General features: G+C 31.6%; 19 protein-coding genes. All 19 read left to right on the top strand.

Annotation, left to right across the window (positions count from 1 at the left end):
* The first annotated feature begins 9 nt into the window (after positions 1 to 9).
* Entirely contained in the window at positions 10 to 1,377 is a 1,368-nt protein-coding gene (ftsY, locus tag KQI88_RS13305) for a signal recognition particle-docking protein FtsY (protein ID WP_216418118.1), read from the top strand.
* Positions 1,378 to 1,462: 85 nt separating this feature from the next.
* Positions 1,463 to 1,831: a YlxM family DNA-binding protein gene (ylxM, locus tag KQI88_RS13310; RefSeq protein WP_216418119.1), complete on the top strand. Its 369-nt coding sequence runs from the start codon at positions 1,463 to 1,465 to the stop codon at positions 1,829 to 1,831.
* Between the two features lie 23 nt (positions 1,832 to 1,854).
* Positions 1,855 to 3,201: a signal recognition particle protein gene (ffh, locus tag KQI88_RS13315; protein ID WP_216418120.1), complete on the top strand. Its 1,347-nt coding sequence runs from the start codon at positions 1,855 to 1,857 to the stop codon at positions 3,199 to 3,201.
* 30 nt (positions 3,202 to 3,231) lie between these two features.
* On the top strand, positions 3,232 to 3,477 hold the full coding sequence (rpsP, locus tag KQI88_RS13320) for a 30S ribosomal protein S16 (protein ID WP_012159320.1): 246 nt from the start codon (positions 3,232 to 3,234) through the stop codon (positions 3,475 to 3,477).
* A 23-nt stretch (positions 3,478 to 3,500) separates the two neighbouring features.
* The gene (locus tag KQI88_RS13325; RefSeq protein ID WP_212378219.1) at positions 3,501 to 3,731 is read left to right on the top strand and encodes a KH domain-containing protein; all 231 of its coding nucleotides are present in this window, start codon (positions 3,501 to 3,503) and stop codon (positions 3,729 to 3,731) included.
* 108 nt (positions 3,732 to 3,839) lie between these two features.
* Positions 3,840 to 4,343, top strand: coding sequence for a ribosome maturation factor RimM (rimM, locus tag KQI88_RS13330; protein ID WP_216418121.1), 504 nt, complete (start codon positions 3,840 to 3,842; stop codon positions 4,341 to 4,343).
* Positions 4,340 to 5,086, top strand: a complete 747-nt coding sequence (gene trmD, locus KQI88_RS13335; protein WP_216418122.1) for a tRNA (guanosine(37)-N1)-methyltransferase TrmD — start codon at positions 4,340 to 4,342, stop codon at positions 5,084 to 5,086. The genes rimM and trmD overlap by 4 nt, the downstream gene beginning before the upstream one ends.
* Before the next feature lie 124 nt (positions 5,087 to 5,210).
* Positions 5,211 to 5,561 carry a 50S ribosomal protein L19 gene (gene rplS, locus KQI88_RS13340; protein WP_212378213.1) on the top strand — a complete coding sequence of 117 codons (351 nt, stop codon included), beginning with the start codon at positions 5,211 to 5,213 and terminating at the stop codon, positions 5,559 to 5,561.
* Between the two features lie 76 nt (positions 5,562 to 5,637).
* Positions 5,638 to 6,480: a ribosome biogenesis GTPase YlqF gene (gene ylqF, locus KQI88_RS13345; protein ID WP_216418123.1), complete on the top strand. Its 843-nt coding sequence runs from the start codon at positions 5,638 to 5,640 to the stop codon at positions 6,478 to 6,480.
* 33 nt (positions 6,481 to 6,513) lie between these two features.
* Positions 6,514 to 7,125, top strand: coding sequence for a ribonuclease HII (locus KQI88_RS13350; protein WP_216418125.1), 612 nt, complete (start codon positions 6,514 to 6,516; stop codon positions 7,123 to 7,125).
* Between the two features lie 28 nt (positions 7,126 to 7,153).
* Entirely contained in the window at positions 7,154 to 7,507 is a 354-nt protein-coding gene (locus tag KQI88_RS13355) for a YraN family protein (RefSeq protein WP_216418127.1), read from the top strand.
* A 127-nt stretch (positions 7,508 to 7,634) separates the two neighbouring features.
* On the top strand, positions 7,635 to 9,167 hold the full coding sequence (locus tag KQI88_RS13360; protein WP_216418129.1) for a YifB family Mg chelatase-like AAA ATPase: 1,533 nt from the start codon (positions 7,635 to 7,637) through the stop codon (positions 9,165 to 9,167).
* A 193-nt stretch (positions 9,168 to 9,360) separates the two neighbouring features.
* A complete protein-coding gene (gene dprA, locus KQI88_RS13365) occupies positions 9,361 to 10,458 on the top strand; it encodes a DNA-processing protein DprA (protein ID WP_216418131.1) in 1,098 nt (365 codons plus the stop codon).
* Between the two features lie 74 nt (positions 10,459 to 10,532).
* Positions 10,533 to 12,611 (top strand): type I DNA topoisomerase, encoded by a 2,079-nt coding sequence (gene topA, locus KQI88_RS13370; RefSeq protein ID WP_216418133.1) that lies wholly within the window; start codon positions 10,533 to 10,535, stop codon positions 12,609 to 12,611.
* 354 nt (positions 12,612 to 12,965) lie between these two features.
* The gene (gene codY, locus KQI88_RS13375; protein ID WP_216418135.1) at positions 12,966 to 13,748 is read left to right on the top strand and encodes a GTP-sensing pleiotropic transcriptional regulator CodY; all 783 of its coding nucleotides are present in this window, start codon (positions 12,966 to 12,968) and stop codon (positions 13,746 to 13,748) included.
* 460 nt (positions 13,749 to 14,208) lie between these two features.
* Positions 14,209 to 14,604: a flagellar basal body rod protein FlgB gene (gene flgB, locus KQI88_RS13380; RefSeq protein ID WP_216418138.1), complete on the top strand. Its 396-nt coding sequence runs from the start codon at positions 14,209 to 14,211 to the stop codon at positions 14,602 to 14,604.
* A 6-nt stretch (positions 14,605 to 14,610) separates the two neighbouring features.
* Positions 14,611 to 15,054 (top strand): flagellar basal body rod protein FlgC, encoded by a 444-nt coding sequence (flgC, locus tag KQI88_RS13385; protein ID WP_216418139.1) that lies wholly within the window; start codon positions 14,611 to 14,613, stop codon positions 15,052 to 15,054.
* A 14-nt stretch (positions 15,055 to 15,068) separates the two neighbouring features.
* Positions 15,069 to 15,371, top strand: a complete 303-nt coding sequence (fliE, locus tag KQI88_RS13390; RefSeq protein ID WP_212378192.1) for a flagellar hook-basal body complex protein FliE — start codon at positions 15,069 to 15,071, stop codon at positions 15,369 to 15,371.
* Positions 15,372 to 15,395: 24 nt separating this feature from the next.
* Positions 15,396 to 16,937 carry a flagellar basal-body MS-ring/collar protein FliF gene (gene fliF / locus KQI88_RS13395; protein WP_216418140.1) on the top strand — a complete coding sequence of 514 codons (1,542 nt, stop codon included), beginning with the start codon at positions 15,396 to 15,398 and terminating at the stop codon, positions 16,935 to 16,937.
* Position 16,938 lies beyond the last annotated feature (1 nt).

Below are 16,938 nucleotides of genomic sequence, written 5' to 3' on the forward strand. Positions count from 1 at the left end.
AGGAGTATTATGTTTAAAAAGTTTATTGATAAGCTTACAGGAAAAGATAAGAAAAAAGAATATTTGACTAAAGTAGAAGAAAATAATGAGGTTAATGAAGATAAAAAAAGTGATGAACAAATTGAAGATTATTTTAATAAGGAAGAAGCATTTCAGGAAACAATTGAAGAGAACATGGATGACAAAACTAAGCTAGAGGAGGTTGAAAAAACAGAAGAAACAAATGGGCTTCAAGAAGAAGTGCAGGAAAAAACTGACATACTTCAGTTAGAAGATATAGAGATCGAAATAGAAGATAAAATAGAGTTAAAGGAAGTACAAGAAGTAGAAGAAGAAGTAGAAGATGAAACTGGAAAAGTTGAAGAAGAAATAGAAGAAGAAATAGAAGAGGAAATAGAAGAGGAAATTGCAGAAGTTGAAGAAGAGATAAAAGAAGTAAAGGAAACAAAATCTAAATTTAATTTATTCAAAAGATTAAAAGAAGGGCTTTCTAAAACAAAAAGTGGTATTACGGATAGGGTGGATAATTTACTTAAATCCTATAAAAAAATAGATGAAGATTTATTTGAAGAACTTGAGGAAATTCTAATTACTTCTGATATGGGTGTTCAAACAACTATGGAAATAGTAGATGATCTAAGAGATAGAGTTAGGAAGGAAAAAGTTTCTGATCCTATTCAAGTAAAAGAGCTACTTATGGAAAAATTAACAGAAATATTAGAAGATCTACCAGGCTCCGAAATTAAAATTGAACCGTCACCTGCAATTATACTTGTAGTAGGAGTAAATGGAGTTGGTAAAACAACTTCCATTGGAAAGATGGCTCATCGTTTTAAAAGTGAAGGTAAAAAAGTGTTGTTGGCTGCTGGTGATACATTTAGGGCTGCTGCTATTGATCAATTAAAAATTTGGGGAGATAGGGTTGGAGTCGATGTAATAAGACACCAAGAAGAGGCAGATCCTGCTGCTGTTATATATGATGCTATTCAGGCGGCGAAGGCGCGAAACATTGATGTTCTTATATGCGATACTGCTGGTAGACTTCATAATAAAAAGAATTTAATGAATGAGTTAGGTAAAATATTTAAGGTTGTGGATAGGGAGTATGATGGTGCCTCAAAGGAAATATTACTGGTGCTAGATGCTACTACAGGTCAAAATGCTGTGCAACAAGCAAAAACTTTTAAAGAAGTAGCCCAAATTACTGGTCTTGTATTAACAAAGCTAGATGGAACTGCAAAGGGAGGGGTGGTTGTAGGTATAAGTAGAGAATTAAATGTTCCTGTTAAATTAATAGGTGTTGGGGAAAAAATGGAAGACTTGCAAGAATTTAACCCTCAAACTTTTGTTAAGGCAATATTTGGAGAAGAAGAATAAAATGCTTGACATAGGATTATTTTTATTATAAAATTACATCTGTAAAGTGAATATACTTTACAGATAACTAATAGGAAGTGCTGATATGTTACAAAAAACAGTTGAAATTTCGGTTTTGTATGATTTTTACAATCAAATGTTGACTGAAAAGCAAAGGGATATAGTAGATCTTTATTATAATCAAGATCTGTCTCTGGGTGAAATAGCTGATGAATTTAATATATCTAGACAAGCTGTTTATGATATGTTAAAAAGAACAGAAAGACTCTTATATCAGTACGAAGAAAAACTTGGTTTTATAAAATTATTGCAGACTAAAAATGAAAAAATCTTAACAATATTAGATAAAGTAATTGATTTAGAAAATGGACTAGAACTAAGTTCTTCTTCAGAACAATTACAAAAACAAATTAATGAAATTAAGTATGAATTAGATAGTTTTCTAAATAATTAAGCCCTGAGAAGGGAGGTATAAGGATGGTTTTTGAAGGTTTAGCAGAAAAGCTTCAAGATACATTTAAAAGATTAAAGGGTAAAGGTAAACTAACAGAAAAAGATGTAACAGAAGCTATGAGAGAAGTGAGACTTGCACTTTTAGAGGCGGATGTTAACTTTAAGGTTGTTAAAGAATTTGTAAACAAGGTTAAGGAAAGATCTATTGGATCTGAGGTACTAGAGAGCTTAACTCCAGCTCAACAGGTTATTAAAATAGTAAATGATGAATTAACTGATTTGATGGGGAAAGCTCAAAGTAAGATTAACTTTTCATCTAAGCCACCTACAATTATTATGCTTGTAGGTTTACAAGGTGCAGGTAAAACAACTACTACAGGTAAGTTAGCTGGTATGCTAAAAAAACAAGGAAAGAGACCTCTCTTAATAGCCGGTGACGTATATAGACCAGCTGCTATTAAACAGCTACAAGTTGTAGGAGAGAAGGTAGGAGTTCCTGTTTTTACAATGGGAGACAAACAAAGTCCTGTAGATATTGCTAAAGCTGGTATAGACCATGGTATTAATCATGGTAATGATGTTGTTTTAATAGATACTGCAGGTAGGCTTCATATTGATGAAGATCTTATGGGAGAGCTCCAAGATATAAGATCTACGGTGAAACCTCATGAAATTCTTTTAGTAGTAGACTCTATGACTGGACAAGATGCAGTAAATGTAGCGGAACATTTTAATGAAAAACTGGGTATCGATGGAGTTATTTTAACAAAGTTAGATGGAGATACCCGTGGTGGTGCTGCATTATCTGTTAGAGCTGTTACTAATAAGCCAATTAAGTTTGCTGGACTTGGAGAAAAACTTGATGATTTAGAACCATTTCACCCAGATAGAATGGCCTCAAGAATTTTAGGAATGGGTGATATGCTTAGTCTTATAGAAAAGGCACAGGAAAATTTTGATGCTAAAAAGGCTAAAGAACTTGAAAACAAAATTAAGAATCAGCAGTTTACTTTTGATGACTTTCTTGATCAGTTGCAGCAAGTACAACAGATGGGATCTATAGGTCAGCTCTTAGAAATGATTCCTGGTATGGGTGGTAAGCAACTCAAAAATTTAGATGTAGATGAGAAAGAGCTAGTATATGTTAAAGCAATTATTCAGTCTATGACTAAAGACGAAAGACAAAACCCAAGCATTATTAATGGAAGTAGAAGAAAGAGAATTGCAATAGGTAGTGGAACTTCTGTTCAGCAAGTAAACAAACTACTTAAACAATTTGACCAAACTAGAAAAATGATGAAACAGTTTACTGATATGGGTAAATCAGCGAAAAAAGGTGGAAAGTTTAAGATGCCTTTCTTCGGTAAATAATAAGCTTTATTTTTTAAAGGAGGTGAAAAAATGGCAGTTAAAATTAGATTAAAAAGAATGGGTGCACACAAAAAACCTTTCTATAGAATAGTTGTTGCTGATGCAAGATCTCCAAGAGATGGAAGATTTATTGAGGAAATCGGATATTACAATCCAGTTTCTGAACCTAAAGAAATCAAAATCAACAATGAAAAAGCAGAAAAATGGTTAAAAAATGGTGCGCAACCAACAGACACAGTAAAAGACTTATTTAAAAAGAATGGCATCATTGAGTAATTCCTTAATTAGGGGGTATATAAATGGGTCATTTAGTAGAAGTTATTGCTAAAGGATTAGTAGATAATCCTGACCAAGTGACTGTTACTGAAGTAGAAGGAAATCAATCTATTATTATAGAACTTAAAGTTGCCCCAGAGGATATGGGGAAGGTAATTGGTAAGCAAGGAAGAATTGCTAAGGCAATTAGAACGGTTGTTAAAGCTGCTGCCACAAAACAAAATAAAAGGGTAATTGTTGAAATTATTCAGTAAGGATTAGGGAAACCTAGTCCTTATTATATATATAATATGTTTTAAATATTGACTACGGTGTTTATAATGATACTAAATGATTTATTTGAGAAAAGGGTGTATGTATCTATGAAAAACATGCTACGAGTAGGCAAAATAACTAATACTCATGGTATAAGAGGAGATGTGAAGGTACTTCCTCTTACGGATTATATGGAGCGTTTTGAGGAGCTTGAATGGATTTATATAGATGGTTATAGAGAAAAGTTTTATATAGAAAATATAAAATATAAGCCAACTCTTGTTATTCTATCATTTAAAGGATATGAAGATATAAATTTAGTTGAAAAATTTAAGGATAAATATCTACTTATCGATGAAACACAACGAAGAGATTTGCCAGAGGATACTTATTATATTGCAGATATTATTGGACTTGATGTATATACAGTAAAAGATGAATATATTGGCAAGGTAAAGGATATAATCCAAACAGGTTCTAGTGAGGTTTATATTATAAAAAGTACAGATAATAAGGAAATTATGATACCGGCAGTTAAGGAGTTTATACCTGAAATCTCTTTAGACAAGAGAAAAATAGTTATTGATCCTATTGAAGGAATGATAGAATGATTATAAAGGTTATGACTTTGTTTCCAGAGATGTTTGTAGGTCCCTTGGGAAATAGCATTATTCAACGAGCAAAGGAAAATGGAATTGTTGATATTGCGTATATTAATATGCGTGATTATGCTGATAATAAGCATAAAAAGGTAGACGATTATCCATATGGAGGAGGCCCTGGTATGGTTATGACTCCACAGCCGATTTTTGATTGCTATAATGATATAGTGAACACATTAGTCACAGAAGAAAACCAAAGACCAAGGGTTATTTATCTGTCTCCAAAAGGTAAAACATTTGATCAACAGATGGCAATTGAACTTTCTAAGGAAAAGAGTATAGTAATGATTTGTGGTCATTATGAAGGAATTGATCAAAGAGTAATAGATGAAATTGTAACTGATGAAATTTCTATAGGAGATTATGTATTAACAGGAGGCGAAATACCAGCTATGGTTATTATAGATGCTATAGCTAGATTAGTTCCTGGTGTATTATCTCAAGATCAATCTTTTGAAGAAGAAAGTTTCTATTCTGGATTGTTGGAATATCCACAGTATACTAGGCCAAAAGATTTTAGAGGACTCATTGTCCCAGATATACTTACTTCTGGAGATCATAAAAAGATAGAAGAGTGGAGAAGAAGAAAGTCTTTAAAGTTAACTTTTGAAAGACGACCAGACTTGCTAAAGGGTGTAGAACTTAGTAAAAAAGATAAGGTTTTTTTGGAGAGCATTAAAGAAGAAAAATAAATGAAATATTCGCCAATTATATATTGTTATATTTTTATAACTATGATATAATCTACAAGGTAGAACGGACGGTCCTCTATATAGGATTAATATATGAACGTCTACGATGGAAGGAGGGACAACTATGGATATTTTAAAAACACTTACAAACGAACAATTAAAGAAAGATGTTGCTGATTTTAATACTGGGGATACTGTTAAAGTACACGTTAAAATTAAAGAAGGTAACAGAGAGAGAATTCAGATATTTGAAGGTATCGTAATTAAAAGACAAGGCGGTGGAATTGCCGAAACTTTTACAGTTAGAAGAATAGCTTCTGGTGTGGGAGTTGAGAGAACATTCCCTGTACACTCTCCTAGAGTTGAAAAAGTTGAAGTAACAAGAAGAGGTCAAGTTAGAAGAGCTAAACTTTACTATCTACGTGATAGAGTTGGTAAAGCGGCGTTTAAGATCAAAGAAAAGAAGAAATATTAATGTAAAGGGGCTGATATTCAGTCCCTTTATTGTTTATAATATTATATAATATTGTATTATGGGAGGAGTGGGAGTAATGAATATTAACTGGTATCCAGGGCATATGAAAAAAACTAGAGAGCTAATAAAGGAACAGTTAAAGCTTGTAGATGTGGTCTATGAGTTGCTTGATGCTCGTATACCACTGAGTAGTAAGAATCCTGATATCGATGGAATTATAGGTGACAAACCTAAGGTTATTATACTTAATAAGATTGACCTAGCAGATCCACAAATTACATCTAGATGGGTAAACTACTTTAAAGAAAAAGGTATGACGGTAATACCGGTTAATACTATAACTGGTGAAGGTATAAGGCAAGTAATAGAAGAAAGTCAAAAGGCAATAAAGGAAAAAATGGATGCACTAATCAAGAAAGGTAGAAAGGCGAGACCAGCTAGAATAATGATTGCTGGGATACCAAATGTAGGAAAATCATCATTGATTAATAAGTTGGCGGGAAGAAAGAGCACACAAACCGGTGATAGACCAGGAGTAACTAAAGGAAAGCAATGGATTAGATTAAAAGGTGATATGGAACTATTGGATACACCAGGTATATTGTGGCCAAAGTTTGAAGATCCTATTGTTGCTCAAAATTTAGCGTTTTCTGGGGCTATTAAAGATGAAATAATGGATACTGAAACATTAGCCTACAAATTATTAGAAATTTTATGGAATGATCATAAAGAAAAAGTAATTGAAAGATATAAGATTAACGAAGAATATAATTCGACTATAGATATAATGGACCATATTTCAAGAAATAGAGGTTGTATTTTAAAAGGTGACGAAATTGACTATTCAAGAATATCTAACATTATATTAGATGAGTTTAGGTCTGGAAAAATCGGGCGTATTTCATTAGAACGCCCATAATTCTTAAAAAGTAAATTCTAAAGGGGTGATTACATGCCAACATTAGATATTGAAAGCACAATATGGAATACGGGACATAATTATATAGCCTGTTGTGATGAGGTAGGCAGGGGATGTTTATTTGGTTCTGTTCTAGCTGCAGCAGTGATTATGCCAAAAGGTTTAATTATAGATGGTGTTAAAGATTCTAAAAAGTTATCTCCTAAAAAACGAGAACAGTTGTATGAAATTATTAAAGAGAAATCTATAGCTATAGGAGTAGGAACAGTTTCTGCGGAGATTATAGATAAGATTAATATAAAGAATGCTACTAGATTAGCTATGAAAAAAGCAATTTTGTCTATTAAAGATAAATGTGAAAATAGTATTACTCCAGACTACATATTAATTGATGCAGAGAAAATTGATTTACCTATTCCTCAAATGGCTATTGTTAAAGGCGATGATATTAGTCACGGTATAGCTGCCTCTTCTATAGTAGCTAAGGTACTAAGGGATCGACTTTGTCAAAGATGGCATATGGAGTATCCTAACTATAATATTAAACAAAATAAAGGCTATGGGACTAAGGCTCATAGAGAAGCATTAAAGCAGTATGGCATAAGTCCGATGCATAGAATATCATTTTTGAGTAAGATATTATAGTTGATACTAAAATATGGGAGATAGTATTATGAAAATAAAATTAGGTTTGATAGGGGAACAATTGGCTGTAAATTATATTGGAGATAACGGCTATTATATTCTGGATCGGAATTATCGTACTAGGCTTGGAGAGTTAGATATAATTGCTAAAAAAGATAATATTATTGTATTTATAGAAGTAAAAACTAGAACTTCAAATACATATGGAATGCCCTCAGAAGCTGTTAATTACAGAAAACAGAAAACAATACAAAGACTATCTCAGCAGTATATACTGCATAGAAAGCTGAATAATACTTGTTGTCACTATAGATTTGATGTAATAGAAGTAAAGATAATAGGCAAAAAATACAAAATAGACCATATTGAAAATGCATTTTAATTATAGCAGCTATGCTGCTTTTTTGAAAAAAATTTACAAAAAATTAAGAAAATTAAAGGAAAAAAATTTTATATATAGAATCAGTTTATATAATTTATTGTAAAATAGAAGAATAGGAAGTGGATTTATGTTAGCTAAGGTAAAAACCTGCTGCATAACAGGTCTAATCGTTACTATGATCGAAGTGGAAGTAGATATAGCCAATGGATTACCAAATGTAAATGTTGTTGGACTTCCTGATACGTCTATAAAGGAATCTAAAGAAAGAGTAAGAGCTGCCATAAAAAATAGTGAGTTGGACTTTCCCTTAAAAAGAATTACAATTAACCTATCACCAGCAGATACTAAAAAAGAAGGAAGTCATTTTGACCTGCCTATTGCCTTAGGAATTTTAGGTGCATCTATGCAAATTCCTTTAGATGAATTAGATCATACATTGGTACTTGGAGAACTATCTTTAGATGGAAAAATTAATAAAGTAAGTGGTGTGCTCCCTATGCTATTACAAATGTATCGCGAGGGTATTAAAAGAGTGATAGTTCCTAATGGAAATCTAGAGGAGGCAAAAATTGTTGATGATATAGAAATAATTGCCGCTAAAAATTTAAACGATATAGCACTCCATCTTAAACAAGAAGATAGAATATATAGTTGTAAGGGATCTTCCGACTATGAGTATAAGACAGAAATTGTCACTGAAGACTTTAAAGATCTCCAAGGGCAGGAAAATTTTAAAAGGGGATTAGAAATAGCTGCATCTGGAAATCATAATTTACTAATGATAGGTCCACCCGGGTCTGGTAAAACAATGGCGGCTAGAAGATTACCATCAATACTTCCTAAATTAACCTTTCATGAGGCTCTAGAAATTACTAAGATATATAGTGTTGCTGGGTTACTTAATTCTGACGAAGGGTTAGTCAGTGATAGGCCCTTTCGTTCTCCACATCATACTAGTTCGCTAGTTGCTTTAACAGGTGGTGGAAGAATTCCTAAACCAGGAGAGGTTTCTTTGAGTCATTACGGTGTTCTATTTCTTGATGAATTACCAGAATTCAATAAATCAACTTTAGAAGTATTAAGACAGCCCTTAGAAGATAGAACTATACACATATCAAGAATAAATGGATCCTATACCTATCCAGCAGATTTCATGTTGCTAGCTGCAATGAACCCTTGTCCATGTGGCTACTATGGCACTAATTCTGGTCAGGAGTGTAGTTGTACCCCTTATCAGATAAATAGATATGTAGGTAAAATATCAGGCCCTCTTATGGATCGTATAGATATAATTGTTGAAACTTCAGCTGTAGACTATAATGACTTGATTAGTGATAAAAATGTAGAATCATCTAAGGATATAAGATTTCGTGTAGAGAAGGCTAGAGAAATTCAACTAGAAAGATATAAAAAGACTAAGTATTTATTTAATTCTCAACTAAATGGAGCATCAATAAAAAAATACTGCTCATTAACGCCTTCTTCAGAACGATTAATGAATTTAGCTTTCGATAAAATGAAATTAAGTGCTAGAGGTTATAGTAGAATTTTAAAGGTAGCAAGAACTATCGCAGATTTAGGCGACAGCGATGTTATTTGTGAAGATCATTTGGCTGAAGCTTTACAGTATAGAAATCTAAATGGATTAATATTCAAATAATTATGTTGAGAAAATAGAATGGCTATACATTATTATGCAAATTCAGCACAATAGATTTATTATTTTTTCTATATAGTATATAATTAATACTGTATAAAAAACAGTTTAAACCTTCAAAAGCATCACTTATTTCATTAAAATCATAGATTTAAAAGAATCTGTTTCAAACAAAGCAATATTTGGGGGAAATAGTATGGAGTTGAAAGAAAAAGAAATTATTGTATGGTTAAGTTATATAGAAGGCATTACTAATAAAGATATTAGAAACTTAGTAGATTATTTTCATAACCTTGAAGATATTTGGGTAGCAGACGAAAAACATATTAGTAATGCATTGAATAAACGTGGAATAATTATGGATAAAATTATAAAAAATAGGAATGAGCAATTTATCACTAAAATTTTTAAAAATTTAGATGATAACAATATACTTCCTTTAACAATTTTAGATGATAAATATCCTTCTAAACTTAAAAACATATATGATCCTCCCTATGTAATATATATAAAAGGAAATAAAATAAAATTTGACATACCTTTAATAGCTATAGTTGGTGCTAGGAAGTCCACACCTTACGGTAGATGGGCAGCCTATCAGTTTGCAAGAGAGCTAACAAAATGGGATGTTGGAATTATAAGTGGATTAGCTTTAGGTATAGATACATATGGACATAAGGGAGCATTAGAGTCTAATGGCTATACTATCGGTGTTTTAGGATGCGGATTAGATCAGTGTTATCCAGCTTCTAATAGAAATTTAATGGATAAGATGGTTGTAGATGGTTGTATTATTTCGGAGTATTGCCTAGGAATGCCACCATTAAAGTATAACTTTCCAGCAAGAAATCGAATTGTTAGCGGGTTATCTGATGGTGTAATAGTAATTGAAGCATCTGAGAACAGTGGAGCATTAATTACTGTAGAATATGCGTTGGATCAAGGAAAAGATGTTTATGCTCTACCTGGTAATATTAATAATATGCAAAGTAAAGGATCTAATAAACTGATTAGGGATGGTGCTAGAATCTTACTTGAGGTTGATGATGTGATTGAAAATCTTAAATATAAATACTCATTAGGAAAAAAGAGTTTAGAAGAATCCTCAAAAATAGAACTAAGTAAATTAGAATCCTTGATATATGAAATAATAAAAAGAAGACCCATAAATATTGATTTAATTATAAATGAAACAGGAATTAAAGCATCTGAGTTGAATCCAATCTTAACTATATTAGAAATTAAAGGTTATATAAGTCAGATGCCAGGTAAGACATTTACAGTATCGAAATAAATTGATATAATGTAAAGACTTGATTTTGTCTAATAATTCCAGAGGAAAATCACAGCATAATGGAGGTGTATGAATTGGCAAAATCTTTAGTAATTGTTGAATCACCAGCAAAAGCAAAAACCATAGAAAAGTTCTTAGGAAAAAATTATGTTGTAAAAGCATCTGTGGGACATATTATTGATTTACCTAAAAGTAAACTTGGAGTTGATATAGATAATAATTTTGAACCGCAGTATATTACTATAAGAGGTAAAGGACCTGTTTTGAAGGAAATTAAGACTTTGGCTAAAAAGTCAAAGAATGTTTATTTAGCAACTGACCCCGATAGAGAAGGTGAGGCTATTTCATGGCACTTAGCAAGAGCTCTAGGTATAGAAGAGGATACATCCTGTAGAATCGAATTTAATGAAATTACAAAAACAGCTATTACTAATGCAATAAAGAAGCCTAGAGCGATTAATCGCGATTTAGTAGATGCTCAACAAGCGAGAAGAGTTTTAGACAGGTTAGTAGGATACCAAATTAGCCCTCTACTTTGGAAGAACGTTAGAAAGGGACTTAGTGCTGGTAGAGTACAGTCTGTGGCTACAAAGCTTATTATAGATAGAGAAGAAGAAATTAAAAATTTTAAACCTGAAGAGTATTGGAGTTTAAATCTAAATGTAGAAAATTCTAAAAAAGAAAAGTTTCAAGTTAAGTTTCAAATTGATAATTTAGGGAATAAAGAAATACATAGTGAGAAAGAAGTAAATAGGATTTTAAACACTGTAGGGGATAATAAGTTGACTGTTACAAGTGTTAGAAAAGGTGAAAAAAAACGAAATCCTAATTTACCATTTACAACTAGTACCCTACAGCAGGAGGCTGCAAACAAATTAGGTTTCTCTACTAGAAAAACGATGTCTTTAGCACAACAACTATATGAAGGAATTGATATTGGAAAAGAGGGCACAGTAGGTTTAATTACTTATATTAGAACTGACTCCACTAGAATATCTAATGAGGCTACTGAATTAGTTAAAAAGTATATTAATGAAGTTATCGGCGATAAGTATGGGAATAAGGAAGCTAAGAATCAAAAAGAAGCTAAGAGTAAAAAAAGTGTTCAAGATGCCCATGAAGCTATTAGACCTACTTATGTTTATAAACATCCTGATATTATTAAGTCTTCATTAACAAAGGATCAACACCTACTTTATAAATTGATTTGGGAGCGATATGTTTCTAGTAATATGGCTCCAGCCTTATATGATACGTTATCTGTGGATTTAAATATAAATGAAGTGATTTTCAAAGCCACAGGATCTAGGCTGAAGTTTGATGGGTTCCTAAAAGTATATAGCTATGCTAATACATCAGAAAATGTAGATTTGCCTATTTTGAACGAGGGAGAGAAAATTAGTATTCTTGAAAAGTTGCCTAAACAACACTATACACAACCGCCAGCTAGATATACAGAGGCATCTTTGGTTAGAACAATGGAGGAATTAGGAATAGGAAGGCCTAGTACTTATTCCCCAACTATATCTACAATACTTTCTAGAGGATATGTTGAAAAAGAAGGCAAAAATTTAGTTGCTACTGAATTGGGATATATTATAAATGAAATATTAGAGGAATATTTTTCTAAAGTTATTGATGTTAATTTTACAGCGGACCTAGAGCAAAGTTTAGACCACATAGAAGAAAATGGACACGATTGGAAAAAACTTATTTCAGAGTTTTACAATGAATTTCATATAATGTTGGTCTATGCGGAAGAGCATATGGAACAAATTGATTTTGTAGAGGAAAGCGATGAAGAGTGTAAAAATTGTGGAGCTATAATGTTAATTAAACATGGTAGATATGGAAAATTTTTAGCTTGCTCAAACTATCCTGAATGCGAGGAAACAAAACCTTTTCTTCATAAAATCGGAGTAAGTTGTCCGAAATGCGAAGATGGCGAAGTGATAGAGCGAAGATCAAAAAAAGGGAGACTTTTTTATGGATGTAGCAATTTTCCAAAGTGTAGATTTGTATCTTGGAGCAGACCTATTGATAAAAAATGTCCTCAGTGCAACAATATATTGGTACACAAGAAAAATAAAAAAAGTGAAAAAATTATGTGTAGCGATAAAGATTGTAAATATGAGTATAGGATTGAAAATTAAAAATTTTCTTATTTAACAAAATATATATTGAAACAAAATAATAGTTGTGATAATATTGCTAATGTGCTTATATTCAAACTGTTATGGAAAGATATGGGGATATTTTAAAAAATCTATAATTTAACTAACTGTGTTATATTTATTGTTAAATATTAATTAAATAAATTTAAACAAGTACAGTGAGTATAGAAAGTCGATTTTTAGAAAAAGCTATAAATAATATAACCAGGTTAGTAATTTGTATTATATAAAGAGTTATTGTATTATGATTAGATTATTTCCTACATAGGATAAAAGCATAGACTAATATTAAACTATAACATTTAAAATGAAGTTTTCTAAGGAGGAAGAATAATGAGTAGTGGTACATTATTAGAAAAAACAAGAAGAATTAACAAAATTTTGCAACAATCAGGAGACGTTACTATTTCATTTAATGAATTATGTAGGATTTTAAGTGAAGTTTTAGATGCAAATGTATATGTAGCTAGCTCAAAGGGTAAAGTACTAGGTGTTAGCTTAACAGATACTTCAGATTGTCCTATTATTGTTGATGAGAAAACAGGTGAAAAAAGATTTCCAGATGAATACAACCAGCAGTTATTATCTGTAAATGAAACCAAATCCAATATTACTAAAGATGAACTTCTAACATTCTTTAAGTACGATATTGATAGTTACGAAAAGTTAGTGACTATTGTTCCTATAAATGGTAGTGGTCAACGTCTTGGTACTCTTGTTTTAGCTAGATTCGATAGAGCCTTTAATGAGGATGATCTAGTAATGGCTGAGTATAGCTCAACAGTAGTAGGATTGGAAATTATAAGATCAGAATCTGATGCTATTGAAGAAGAAGCTAGAAAAAAAGCAGTAGTTCAAATGGCAATAGGAACGCTATCTTATTCAGAACTAGAGGCGGTTGAACACATATTTAATGAATTAGAAGGAGAAGAAGGATTATTAGTGGCTAGCAAAATTGCTGATCGTGTTGGAATTACACGTTCTGTTATAGTAAATGCCCTAAGAAAATTCGAAAGTGCTGGAGTGATCGAATCAAGATCCTTGGGTATGAAGGGAACCCATATTAGAATTTTAAATGATCATCTTATTAACGAATTAAGAAAGTTAAAAAGATAGTTAATATATATCTTAATTAAATGAAATTAAAACATGAAAATACTAGCTGTGTATATTTAAAAACAGCTAGTATTTTTATGTTTTAATACAATAATGAATCCTATATTGTTTTAGTACATTGTTCTATTAATCTATATATGCATAAAAATAATGTAACTTTCCTACATCTAAATTATTAGGCCTAAATTTTAACAATCTTGCGGTAGTACTCGGGTCCTAAAAGTTGAAAAACCTAAAAAAAAAGAGGATTTTAGCTGATTTTGTCAAATAAATTATGTATAATCAATATGAGGTTTTAAACAATGGTCTATAGGGATGATGCATTTAATCATATTTCATATGTCCGTTACTCTGTAAAATCTTTATTATTGTTATAAGATGATGTATACTTAGCTAAAAAGAAAGTTGGTTAAATGATACAAAACATGAAAAATATCGAAATATATCGATGGAGGGAAATATGTATAATAATATTAATGTTTTATCAAAAGCTTTAGATGCTTCATGGAAGCGTAATGAAATAATTACAAATAATATTGCTAATGCAGAGACACCTAACTTTAAAAAGTCACAAGTAGTTTTTGAAGATATTTTAAAAGATAGTTTGGCAGAAAAAAAATTAAAAGGAGCTGTTACAAACCCAAAACATATACATATAAACGGGGGAAATATTAAAGAACTAAAATATAAAATAAAAACTGAAGATAGTTTTAGTACTCGAAGAGATAAAAACAATGTGGATATTGATGTGGAAATGGCAGAGAGAGCTAAAAATGAAATTTTATACAATACTTTAACAAGTAGAATGCAAAGTGGATTTCAAAAAATAAAATTTGTTATTAATGAAGGGAGGTAGGTATTAGTGTCAATTTTCAACTCAATTAATATTAGTGCTTCAGGATTAACAGCAGAAAGATTAAGGATGGATATAGTTACAAAAAATATAGCTAATGCTAATACAACAAGAACAGCTAATGGCACTCCATATAGAAGACAAGTGGCTATATTCAAAAGTAAGGATAACAACATGCCTTTTTCTGAGTATCTTAGACGATCAAATGGACAAGCATCAAATTTAACAGGAGTAGAGATATCATCAATTCAGAATGATTCGTCACCATATAAAAAAGTTTATGAACCTGGGCATCCAGATGCTGATGAAAGTGGATATGTATTAATGCCAAATGTAGATATAGTTACTGAAATGGCGAATATGATTTCAGCAACTAGAGCATACGAGGCCAATGTTACAGCATTAAATGGAACAAAAAGTATGGCTCTTAAAGCTTTAGAAATCGGTAAATAAAGGAGAAACATACAATGAAAATTAATAATATTAGTCAGCTTAATACAGTAAAGCTTGGATCTATAGACAATTATTCAGAAGAAACATCAAAAAGCACAGTATCTTTTTCTACATTTTTAAATGAGTCTTTGGAGAAAGTAAGCTCACTTGAAAAAGAATCAGAACAATATAGCTTAAAGTTAGCAACAGGTGAATTAGAAAACATACACGAGGCTATGATAGCAGCCCAAAAAGCTGATATTGCCCTTCAGCTAACTATGCAAATTAGAAATAAAGTTTTAGATGCATATAGAGAAATAATGAGGATGCAGATTTAATCGTAGCAGAAGAGAGGTGAGTTAATGTCAGATTCTTTAAGTCAGATTAAAAATCAACTAAATGACTACTTCCATGGGCTTGAAAAAAAACAAAGGATTATGTTTTTCTCAGCCACGATTTTTACATTATTAGCACTAACTGGAATAATTTATTATTTTACCCGACCAGAATATATAGAATTATATAGAAATCTTGCTCCAGAGCAAACCGGTGCAATAATGGAAACATTAGAGGGTAATAATATACGAGCTAAGATTGGTCAAACTAGTGGGACTGTTTTGGTGCCTAAGGCCGATGAAAAAAGAGCTCAAGTTGTAGTAGCTACTCAAGGATTACCATCAGCGAAGTTTTCCTTTGAAGATGCATTTTCTGGCAACTCGTTTATGATGACAAGTGAAGAACGATCGAAGCGTTACATATATGCTCTACAAAATTATCTGTCTAGTATAATAGAAGAAATACGTGGAGTTAAAAGCGCAGATGTCGCGTTGGTTGTGCCAGAAAAATCAGGCTTTATTATTAATAATAATCAAAGTGGAGCAAAAGCATCTGTAAGGCTAGACCTCGAAGGCAATGCCGTTTTAGATAGCAATAGTATAAATGGCATTGCTATTTTAGTGTCAAATGCTGTTGAAGGCCTTGAACCAGAAAATGTTACGATTCATGGAAGTGATGGTAGAGTATTAAATCAAAGTGTAGAAGAAAATTCAGATGTATTTAATTCAAATAGCAATATAGCATTGCAACAAAGTGTTAAAAATGAGCTTGAACGAAGTATTACTAATTTTTTATCTAATGTTTATGGACATGGAAATGTAGTTGTTATGGCTAATGTTAAATTAGATTTTGATAGTGAAGTAACAGAGATAAAAGAATTTGCACCACCAATTGAAGGTGAAACCACAGGTATACCAAGAAGTATGCAGGAACTAAGACAAAATGTAAAAAATGGTGGGAATGGTGGAGCACCTGGAACTGATACTAATACAGAAGATATTCCTGAATATGTAGAGGGTGATGAAGATTACTCAACCTATTCTGAAGCAAGTAAGACAATTAACTATGAGATTAACGAGTTGTATAAGAAAATTGTTAAGGCTCAAGGTCAGGTTAAGGATGTTACTGTAGCTGTTTTTCTTAATAGAGCAGCTCTAGCCGATGGGGATTTAACTGTAGAAGAAAAACAAGATTTAACTAATATAATATCAGCAGCCGCTGGATTGGATACAAAGGTAGTACAGGTTGGTGTTCAGGAGTTTAAAAATGCTTTTGATAGTATCGGAGATGATAACTTGTCAAAAACAACATCTGCAATGCCACCACTATGGGCAATAGGAATTATATTAGCTACTATTTTAGGCGCTACATACTTTATAGTAAGTAAAAATAGAAGATCTAAAGAAGAAATTATAGAACCTATTGAAGAAATGATTATACCAGATACTATACAAGAAATAGATTTGGAATTATCTGGATCTCAAGTTAAGCAGCAGATTGAAAAGTTGGTAAATAAAAAACCCGATGCGGTTGCACAACTTTTAAAGAATTGGCTGAATGAAGATTAGA

Origin of the sequence: Alkaliphilus flagellatus, from assembly GCF_018919215.1 — a bacterium.
In the GTDB taxonomy this organism is placed as follows: Bacteria; Bacillota; Clostridia; order Peptostreptococcales; family Natronincolaceae; genus Alkaliphilus_B; species Alkaliphilus_B flagellatus.